Annotated in this window: 11 protein-coding genes; 7 read left to right on the forward strand and 4 right to left on the reverse strand. The window is 38.5% G+C overall.

What is annotated here, in order from left to right:
* Positions 1-132 precede the first annotated feature (132 nt).
* The gene (locus ACKPEB_RS03025) at positions 133-645 is read left to right on the forward strand and encodes a DUF29 family protein (protein ID WP_408963310.1); all 513 of its coding nucleotides are present in this window, start codon (positions 133-135) and stop codon (positions 643-645) included.
* Between the two features lie 146 nt (positions 646-791).
* Here ACKPEB_RS03025 and ACKPEB_RS03030 read toward each other — a convergent pair whose 3' ends face one another.
* From ACKPEB_RS03030 to ACKPEB_RS03040, 3 genes are all read right to left on the reverse strand, one after another.
* Positions 792-1,067, reverse strand: a complete 276-nt coding sequence (locus ACKPEB_RS03030) for a hypothetical protein (RefSeq protein ID WP_408963311.1) — start codon at positions 1,065-1,067, stop codon at positions 792-794.
* Positions 1,068-1,174: 107 nt separating this feature from the next.
* Positions 1,175-2,107, reverse strand: coding sequence for an FTR1 family protein (locus tag ACKPEB_RS03035; protein WP_408963312.1), 933 nt, complete (start codon positions 2,105-2,107; stop codon positions 1,175-1,177).
* A gap of 73 nt (positions 2,108-2,180) precedes the next feature.
* Positions 2,181-2,615: a bacterioferritin gene (locus ACKPEB_RS03040; protein ID WP_408963313.1), complete on the reverse strand. Its 435-nt coding sequence runs from the start codon at positions 2,613-2,615 to the stop codon at positions 2,181-2,183.
* Positions 2,616-2,815: 200 nt separating this feature from the next.
* Here ACKPEB_RS03040 and ACKPEB_RS03045 point away from each other — a divergent pair, with 200 nt between their 5' ends.
* The 6 genes from ACKPEB_RS03045 to ACKPEB_RS03070 all read left to right on the forward strand — a co-directional run bounded on the left by ACKPEB_RS03045 (position 2,816) and on the right by ACKPEB_RS03070 (position 7,249).
* Complete coding sequence (locus ACKPEB_RS03045) at positions 2,816-3,694, forward strand: DUF4382 domain-containing protein (RefSeq protein ID WP_408963314.1); 879 nt, start codon at positions 2,816-2,818, stop codon at positions 3,692-3,694.
* A gap of 137 nt (positions 3,695-3,831) precedes the next feature.
* Complete coding sequence (locus ACKPEB_RS03050; protein WP_408963315.1) at positions 3,832-4,341, forward strand: carboxypeptidase regulatory-like domain-containing protein; 510 nt, start codon at positions 3,832-3,834, stop codon at positions 4,339-4,341.
* Positions 4,342-4,478: 137 nt separating this feature from the next.
* Positions 4,479-5,123, forward strand: coding sequence for a cobalt transporter CbiM (gene cbiM, locus ACKPEB_RS03055; protein ID WP_408963316.1), 645 nt, complete (start codon positions 4,479-4,481; stop codon positions 5,121-5,123).
* Between the two features lie 3 nt (positions 5,124-5,126).
* On the forward strand, positions 5,127-5,912 hold the full coding sequence (cbiQ, locus tag ACKPEB_RS03060) for a cobalt ECF transporter T component CbiQ (RefSeq protein ID WP_408963317.1): 786 nt from the start codon (positions 5,127-5,129) through the stop codon (positions 5,910-5,912).
* A gap of 70 nt (positions 5,913-5,982) precedes the next feature.
* The gene (locus tag ACKPEB_RS03065) at positions 5,983-6,699 is read left to right on the forward strand and encodes an energy-coupling factor ABC transporter ATP-binding protein (RefSeq protein WP_408963319.1); all 717 of its coding nucleotides are present in this window, start codon (positions 5,983-5,985) and stop codon (positions 6,697-6,699) included.
* A 133-nt stretch (positions 6,700-6,832) separates the two neighbouring features.
* Positions 6,833-7,249 carry a CAAD domain-containing protein gene (locus tag ACKPEB_RS03070; RefSeq protein ID WP_408963318.1) on the forward strand — a complete coding sequence of 139 codons (417 nt, stop codon included), beginning with the start codon at positions 6,833-6,835 and terminating at the stop codon, positions 7,247-7,249.
* Positions 7,250-7,338: 89 nt separating this feature from the next.
* Here the strand turns inward: ACKPEB_RS03070 and ACKPEB_RS03075 are convergent, their stop codons facing one another.
* Positions 7,339-8,121, reverse strand: a complete 783-nt coding sequence (locus ACKPEB_RS03075) for a response regulator transcription factor (protein ID WP_408963320.1) — start codon at positions 8,119-8,121, stop codon at positions 7,339-7,341.
* Positions 8,122-8,359 lie beyond the last annotated feature (238 nt).

Genomic DNA, 8,359 nt, shown 5'->3' on the forward strand with positions numbered 1-8,359 from the left:
GTTGCTACTTAGTAAAGGCAATTTTTTTCTCGGGTGGGGGTGATATGTTATCTAGGATTTTTTTAACAAAAATTACTTTTTTTCCTATAAGGAAACGGATTTTTTTTGAGATTTTTATGGATAGATTAATTTATGAGTCAAGAATTAATTGATTTAAAACAAAGTATTATAGAGGGTCGATATGACGATGCTTTAGCGCTCATAGATGAATGGGAATGGATGAGTAAAGAGCAAATTTTACAAAAAATTGAAAGTTTTTTAGTGCGGTTATTAGTGCATTTAATTAAAAACCAAGTCGAACAACGTCTAACAAATTCTTGGGCGGTTTCTATTAGAGATTCTATCTTAAAAATTCAACGCTTGAATCTTAAGGCTAATAAAACATCTTATTATATTAAAGTTAATGAGTGGGATGGTGATTTAGAAAATGCCTTTAAAGATGCTATCTTTGAAGCGAGTGTGGAAGTACAACAAGGGATTTATAAGCCGAATCAATTACGTCAAATGGTCGATAAAGTTGAGGTGATCAATACAGCGAAAAGATTAATTTCTTTGACCTATAATTATTCCAGTGAAAGTTTGCGAGATATCATCGATGATGAGTTTTGCAACTTACCTGGAGGTGAGGAGTGGAACGGAAAATAAAATTAGTATTTTATTGGCTTACTATAATTTTAGCATACTCAGTTTAAATTATTTGATTTATTTTGGAGAATTTTAAAGCCTAGTAGAAACCAGGTTTCTCAAAGAAACCCGGTTTCTGATAACAAGAATTTCTTGGTTTTGTTATTTTATTTTGAGATAGGTTTTGTTAAATGATCACAATTGCTATCATTAACAATACGAGAATTAATCCTTGTAGGTTGAACCTCAACACCCGGAGGAAGGGGACGATTGACGGGATGGAAAACGACTTTTTTACAGACGACTTGGCTACTCCCAATGAAAGCATAATCCCAAATATACACTTCTGAGTCGGGAGATGTGGCATTGGCTGGAGGAAGAACCCAGGAACTCAGTAAGACGACTCCTAAAGCCACTAAAGCTGCAATGACAAACTTTAGCATAATTGACTTATGGTTAATTAATTGAGGACTATTCTTAGTATACCCTTGAGGTTAAAAAAACGATCACAATTCGTTATTCTTTTGCGATCGCTTAATTTAACACAACTTTAAGAAGCAGTTTTTTCAGGTTTTGAAGCAATAGTAGCTTTGCCATTGACTTCTTGTAAATAGAACCCTCCGACGGTGATTAAAAATAGAAAATAACTGATTACTTGCACAAAATACAATTGATCTCGATAACCGAATAACGCTTTTAAAACGATCCCTGGAAATTGTTTATCGGGTAAAAAATTATGGGCATTAAAAACTAACGTTCCCAATAAACAGGAAGAAGGTTCAGTCAAACAAAATCCCACATAATTAGGATTAATTTGGGCTAATAGTCCCACACCTGCATCTAAATGTTTAAGAACAGAAATTACTAACCCAGCAACGATTAATAAGAGGAAGATACCCATAATTTGAAAAAACAACCGAATATTAATTTTTACCCCCCACTTAAATAATAATGTTCCTAAGCCAGCCGCAACCAATAACCCTAAAAATGCGCCTATTGCGGGGATAATTCCCTGTTGAAAGGTAGCCAAAATAAAAATCACCGTTTCCAAACCTTCCCTTAAAACCGCAATAAAAATTAACCCAAAAATTCCCCAACCTGCGGGGGTTTTATTTTGCTCAATGACCGCTTTAACAGCACCTTCCACTTCTGCTTTTAAGGATTTAGCTTGTTGAGTCATCCAAATTAACATCCAACTTAACATGGTTATAGCAAATAACCCAATTCCGGCTTCTAAAAATTCCCCTAAAACTGGAGCATAGGGATGTTCAGACGTGGCAATTCCTTCAATTAACCAGCCAAAGACAACACCCAATATAGCACTGGCGAAGATTCCAATGATCACCCCAGAAAAAACCCAGGAGTTGAGATGGCTTTGTTCAGCTTTTTTTAAACAAGCGAGAACAATTCCTACGACTAAAGCGGCTTCAAATCCTTCTCGTAACGTAATTAAAAATGTGGGTAAAGCGGCGGTAATATCCATAAAAAGGTTGTAACTAATATTAGCAATAGAATTTTTAAGATGAGCTGGGCTATACCCAGCTAACCTGATTAAATCAACTGAAATCTCGTAACATTTTCTTGATTTCAATATTATGTAATTCTTCTTGACCAATCATCGTTCGAGCATATTCTTCTAAATAAATACTCGCATCTTCAACGACTTCTAATAAATCCTTATACAATTCTAACGCTTTGCGTTCATGAGCTAAACTTTCCTGTAGAATATCCTTAACAGAATGCTGATAACTTTCTTCGATGGGGGCAATTTTTTGGCTGGGATGTCCTTCTAAACCCGTCAGAATTTCTCCAGCTTGTTGAGCATGAAGTAAAGATTCTGTGGCTTGAGCTTTGAAAAACTGTACAATAGGTAAACGGTTTGGCCCAGTTACCATTAGAGAATAATGGGTATAACGCACGACCCCAGCTAATTCAAACTCCATAATTGTGTTAAGCAATTCAACGGCCTTTGCTTGATCCAGATCTCTCATGCTTTGTCTTTAACCTAAAAACACACTTTCCTTATTATGACAAGAGTTTCATCCGAGAGGAAGAAACCATTAAAATTATCCTCTACCTTTTGAATAAATTCTTAAGACTTAAATCAGATTTTAATGCCCTAGGGGGGTATTGCAACGAACCGAAAAAACCTGTTTCCTAGAATATAAAGGACTCTATTGAGCAGATTTAGATGAAAAAACAACAAATTCAGCACAGTTTTCTCATGGGGTTCGTGGTATATACCCTAATCGGCTGTTCTCAACCTCAAACTCCTACCGTTCAAACGCCAACACCGCAAACTCCCCAAGCTCAAATTCCTCCGAATCAAACCCCAAATTCAGAAGTTGGAACGATGCAGTTTTGGGCGAATGGAGAAGATTTTGTCCGAAAAGGAATGGTATCTAAAGATGGCTGGAACATCAATTTTGATCATGTTTATATTAACTTTGGAGAAGTAATTGCTTATGAATCTAACCCGCCTTATAATGCCGAAGCAGGAGGTCAACCAATTGCAACAAAAACGATTAGTTTAGTTGTTCAAAAAATGGTGGATTTAACACAAGGATCACCCGATTCAAATCCGGTTTTAGTTAATACTGTTTCCGCTCCGCCTGGGAAGTATAATGCTATTTCTTGGAACCTCAAAAAAGGAACAGAAGCCCCCCTCACTGATCAAGTTATGGTCATGGAAGGAGTTGCAATGAAAGGGGAACAAAAAATTCCTTTTATCCTGAAATTTGATCAAGAAATGCAGTTTGTATGTGGAGATTATGTGGGAGAAGAACGCAAGGGAATTTTACAACCGGGTGGAACATCAAATTTAGAAGCAACTTTCCATTTTGATCATTTATTTGGCAATGGAAAGGAAACTGCAACCGAGGAACCGAATCCAACGGCTTTGGGTTTTGAACCTTTGGCAAAAATCTCTGATAATAGTCAATTAGTCGCCGATTTACCAACCTTGAAACAAAAATTATCAAAAGCGGATTATCAAAAGTTAATCAGTATTTTAACCAGTATGGGTCACGTTGGAGAAGGCCATTGTCAAGAATTAATGCTGAAGAATTAAACCCAATTTTCAAAAATCGTTTATAATACCAAAACTTTTCTTGATTGGGTTAATTTGGGAAATTTTATAAAGAAATAGCCCCTTTAAGAAAGTTATGAGAAAATGAGCAGTATCGTCAGATTGAGGAGGCAAAAAAAATGAAATGGCAATGGGTCATTCTACTCCTTGTATTTCCCAGTTTGAGTGTACAAGAAACTGCGATCGCTCATGGAGCAAAAGCACAATATAAATTCACATCAGCCGTTGAAATTCAAGCGCAATATGACTCAGGTTTGCCCATGAAAAATGCTGAGATCACGGTTTATGCCCCGGATAATCCGACCCAACCTTGGCAAATAGGAATAACGGATGAAAAAGGTTATTTCACCTTTATGCCTGATGCTTCTCAAACAGGATATTGGGAAGTCAAAGTGCGTCAAGCGGGTCATGGAACTTTAATTAGTATTCCGATTAAAGCCGAAAATTCTCTATCACAGGAATCCACCTTTTTAACTCAAAATCATCCAGGGTTGACTCCTCTACAAAAAGGCGTAATCATCGCTTCTGTCATTTGGGGTTGTATCGGGACTGCTTTATTTTTCCAGCGTCCAAAACCAACACCTTTATCCTCGGAACCCTCAAGAGAGATTGTGCACCCGAAATCCTAATATTAAGATTAGAATTAATTCCTGAGATAGAGGATAATTTAATTTTAATCGTTAGGATTTGATGATCGGTTTAACTATTTTGAAATAAAGGTCAAAATTTGTTAGGAGATTAGGCTACACCTATTGAGTGAGATTTTATGCACATTTCTGAAGGAATTCTCCCCAGTAAAATTCTGATTAGTGGCTATGTAATAACAGGTGTAACCCTCTGGTATTCCCTGCGTCAATTGAATCGACAATCTAATCCCAGTGAAGGAATTCCTCAAGCTGCTTTATTAACAGCCGCTTTTTTTATTGCATCAGGAATTCAAATTCCGATTCCACCTGCTAGTGTGCATTTTGTTTTAAATGGATTGTTAGGAGCGGTATTAGGTTGGTATGGATTTCCAGCCATTATTGTCGGTTTATTATTTCAAGCGATTATGTTTGGACATGGAGGATTAACAACACTAGGAATTAATGCCGTAATTATGGGAATTCCCGCTTTAATTGCCGGGTTTCTATTTCATATTCGCCATCAGATTAAGTTTCCACTTAGAAAAAGTTTATCCTTGCAGTTGTTTGGGTTTTTAGCGGGGATAGCTGGGGTAGGTTTATCGGCTCTTTTATTCTTTAGTATTGTCATTATAAATTTGCCATCCACTTTAGATCAGCAACTGGAAAAAACAGCCATTTATGGCTTAATGTTTGCCCATATTCCGTTAATTTTAATTGAAGGATTTTTTACAGCAATGGTTGTCAGTTTTTTACAGCGAGTTAAGCCTGAGATTTTAATCAATTGATTCATGCCATCGGTTGAATTTATGAAGTTTAATTTTGAGGATCATACACATTTTAATTCCCTGTTACATCGATGGGATGTGCGATATAAAATCATTGGATTATTCGCCTTAATGTTTGCCTTTGCTTCGGTAGATGATTTACGGTTAATTCCAGCTATTCTCAGTATTAGTGTTTTATTTTATTCCCTGTCTCAACTCCCCTTAAAATTTCTATGGCATCGGTTAACTTATCCCGGTTTTTTTCTGCTTGGGGTGATTGGATTATTACCGTTTTTATCAGGAGATACCATCATTTTTCAATGGGGAACTTTAAGCTTAAAACTGGAAGGATGTCAAGCAGTTTTATTAATTATCAGCCGATTTTTAGCCATCTTCACGTTAGGATTAGTTTTATTAGGAACCAGTTCCACTTTAAGCCTCATTAAAGGACTCCGATCCTTGGGTTTGTCTCCGATTCTAACCGATATGATGCTAATTTCCTATCGTTATTTATTTGAATTAGGGCATCAATTCCAAAAAATGCAACGAGCGACCCAATTGCGGGGGTTTAAACCTCACCATTTTAGCCGAAGGAATTTACAAATTTATTCCGCTTTAACCGGAAGTTTGTTAATTAGAAGTTATCAACAATCCCAACAGGTTTATAAAGCGATGAAATTACGCGGATATGGAACCCTAAGCCAACAGCGAACTCACAAAAAAGTTACCCTAGATTATTATAGTGCGATCGCTCTATTCATCACCTTACTCATTGCCACCAGCTTAATTGGAATTCAACTGTTTCTTTAGTGGATCTTGAACCTTGAGTTATTTTTATTTAAACCCGCCTATTTCTGAGGTCGGAGAAACGACCCCCCCCATTCCTGCCGTTGTTGTCCAAGATTTAGTCTTTGGTTATCGGCAAGATGATCTGATTTTGCAAGGAATTTCTTTTTGTTTAAAAGCCGGAGAACGCATGGCTTTATTAGGGCAAACGGGAACAGGAAAAAGCACCTTAATGGAAAATTTAATTGGGTTAAAACAACCCAATTCTGGCACAATTTCCATTCAAGGAATTCCCGTTGAACCAACAACACTACCCGAAGTACGGCGACGGGTGGGATTTTGTTTTCAAGATCCCGATGATCAACTGTTTATGCCGACGATTTTAGAAGATGTGATGTTTGGCCCCTGTAACTATGGCGTTGACCCAGAGCAAGCCTTACTACAAGCGACTCATTTGTTAGCCGATTTTGGGTTAGCCGACTGTGTAAATCGTTCGGTTTATGAATTATCAGGAGGACAAAAACGATTAGCCGCCTTAGCGGCGGTTTTAGCTTTAGAACCTGCCATTTTAATCTTAGATGAACCGACCAACGGTCTTGACCCTTGGTGGCGTCGAGAACTAGCACAAATTTTATCCCAACTTCCGGTGGAAGTGATGTTGATTGCATCCCACGATTTACAATGGATTTCCCAAGTCACCCAAAGGGCCATGATTCTCAAACAAGGAAGGATACAAGTTGATCAACCCACTGAAGAATTGTTGCAAAATCGATCCACCCTAGAACAGTGTGGTTTACCGTTAGATTATTGAGCGTTTGAAAACAGTCTGGGTCTACCAATTGGCTGAAAATTTACTTCTAAATCGTTGAATTCTGACAAAAACCTGTTCTCTCTCGCTTAAAATCGATTGGTACTGCACATTTTTTTAAACAAGGAGACGAAAAATGCAAGAACCGACAAAGATCACGGATACATCCACCTCTAGTGGAGCTAAAATAGACGTGACTGTAGAAACGGGCGGTGCAATTACTCCCACTTCAGGCAATGCCCAGTTTGATGAAATTAAAGAAAAAGTTGTGGTCGTTTTATCAGAACTTCCGGGTTATATCTCCAGTTTTTTTGGCTCCTACCAAAAGCCGATTATTACCGTTGTTCTGATTTTATCCGCTCTTGTGACTTTGAAGGTCTTATTTGCTGTCATTGATGCTTTAAATGATGTTCCCCTGTTAGCTCCCACTTTTGAGTTAATTGGAATGGGATATACCGCTTGGTTTGTTTACCGCTACTTACTAAAAGCTTCAACCCGTCAAGAATTAGTTCAAGAATTTAATTCCTACAAAGAACAAATTACAGGCGACTAACTTGAGATACAGGAAGGAGACAGGATACAGAAAACAGGAGTTCATCATTTCTCCCCCTGCTCCCCCTGTTCCTCTTCTCCCCCTGCTCCCTATTTCTTCTTCCCCTTTGCTCCATTTCCATCGACAGCATCTTCTGTTGTGATGGCGGGGTCATCGGGTTTTCCTTTACCATTCCCCGGAAGTTCTAAACAATACCCTGCACCATAGACGGTTTTAATATATCGAGGATGACGGGGATCGGGTTCCATTTTAGTTCGTAAATGACGAATATGAACCCGAATCGTTTCAATATCGTCATCAGGATCATAACCCCAGACTTCTTTTAAAATTTCACTCGGAGCAACGGTTTGACCATGACGTTGCAGCAAGCAGTGTAACAGTTCAAATTCCAAATGGGTTAACTTGACGGTTTTCTCAAACCAAATCGCCTCAAACCGTTCAGGAACTAACGTTAAAGCACCGTAGCTGAGAATCTCACTATGTTTAGCCGCTTGAGGAATGCGATCGGTTCGTCGCAACAAAGCTCTGACCCGCGCCAACATTTCTTCAAGTTCAAAGGGTTTGGTCAGATAATCGTCTGCACCCGCATTAAACCCTTCCACTTTGTTTTGAGTTTGTCCTAAAGCCGTTAACATCAAAATGGGGATATCCGCCGTGCGTTCATCTCGACGTAAACGTTGGCAGATTGTAAACCCATCCACTTTAGGTAACATCAAATCCAAAATAATCAAATCTGGCAACAATTGCATCGCCAGTGCTTGTCCTTTGATACCGTCTTCTGCTTGGCTCACTTCGTAGCCAGCCATTTCTAGGTTTATGGCTACCAGTTCCGCAATTGCAGGGTCATCATCTATGACTAATATCCGGGGCATCATTTACTCTAGTAATTTGGGCTACGGTCTTTACAGTGTACGTGAATTGGGTTCCATAATAGTCAAAAATTTTAAACTTTTGTTAGAACATTATTGCCAATTTGACACTCCCACCCCTACGCTACGCGCTTAGGGTGGGATTCTCGTATCTAGCCCCGATTGCTCGGTATTCATGGAGTTGCCCCCTACTGTTTCCAGAATGGCTTCACAGCAATATTAGAGGAGAGTGCAAGACTCT

Origin of the sequence: Planktothrix sp. (assembly GCF_046067725.1) — a bacterium.
Lineage (GTDB): Bacteria > Cyanobacteriota > Cyanobacteriia > Cyanobacteriales > Microcoleaceae > Planktothrix.

Excerpts from the sequence above, each read along its gene's own strand:
- ACKPEB_RS03025 (WP_408963310.1), top strand. The coding sequence starts at position 133 with ATGAGTCAAGAATTAATTGATTTAAAACAAAGTATTATAGAGGGTCGA.
- ACKPEB_RS03030 (WP_408963311.1), bottom strand. The coding sequence starts at position 1,067 with ATGCTAAAGTTTGTCATTGCAGCTTTAGTGGCTTTAGGAGTCGTCTTA.
- ACKPEB_RS03035 (WP_408963312.1), bottom strand. The coding sequence starts at position 2,107 with ATGGATATTACCGCCGCTTTACCCACATTTTTAATTACGTTACGAGAA.
- ACKPEB_RS03040 (WP_408963313.1), bottom strand. The coding sequence starts at position 2,615 with ATGAGAGATCTGGATCAAGCAAAGGCCGTTGAATTGCTTAACACAATT.
- ACKPEB_RS03045 (WP_408963314.1), top strand. The coding sequence starts at position 2,816 with ATGAAAAAACAACAAATTCAGCACAGTTTTCTCATGGGGTTCGTGGTA.
- ACKPEB_RS03050 (WP_408963315.1), top strand. The coding sequence starts at position 3,832 with ATGAAATGGCAATGGGTCATTCTACTCCTTGTATTTCCCAGTTTGAGT.
- cbiM (WP_408963316.1), top strand. The coding sequence starts at position 4,479 with ATGCACATTTCTGAAGGAATTCTCCCCAGTAAAATTCTGATTAGTGGC.
- cbiQ (WP_408963317.1), top strand. The coding sequence starts at position 5,127 with ATGCCATCGGTTGAATTTATGAAGTTTAATTTTGAGGATCATACACAT.
- ACKPEB_RS03070 (WP_408963318.1), top strand. The coding sequence starts at position 6,833 with ATGCAAGAACCGACAAAGATCACGGATACATCCACCTCTAGTGGAGCT.
- ACKPEB_RS03075 (WP_408963320.1), bottom strand. The coding sequence starts at position 8,121 with ATGCCCCGGATATTAGTCATAGATGATGACCCTGCAATTGCGGAACTG.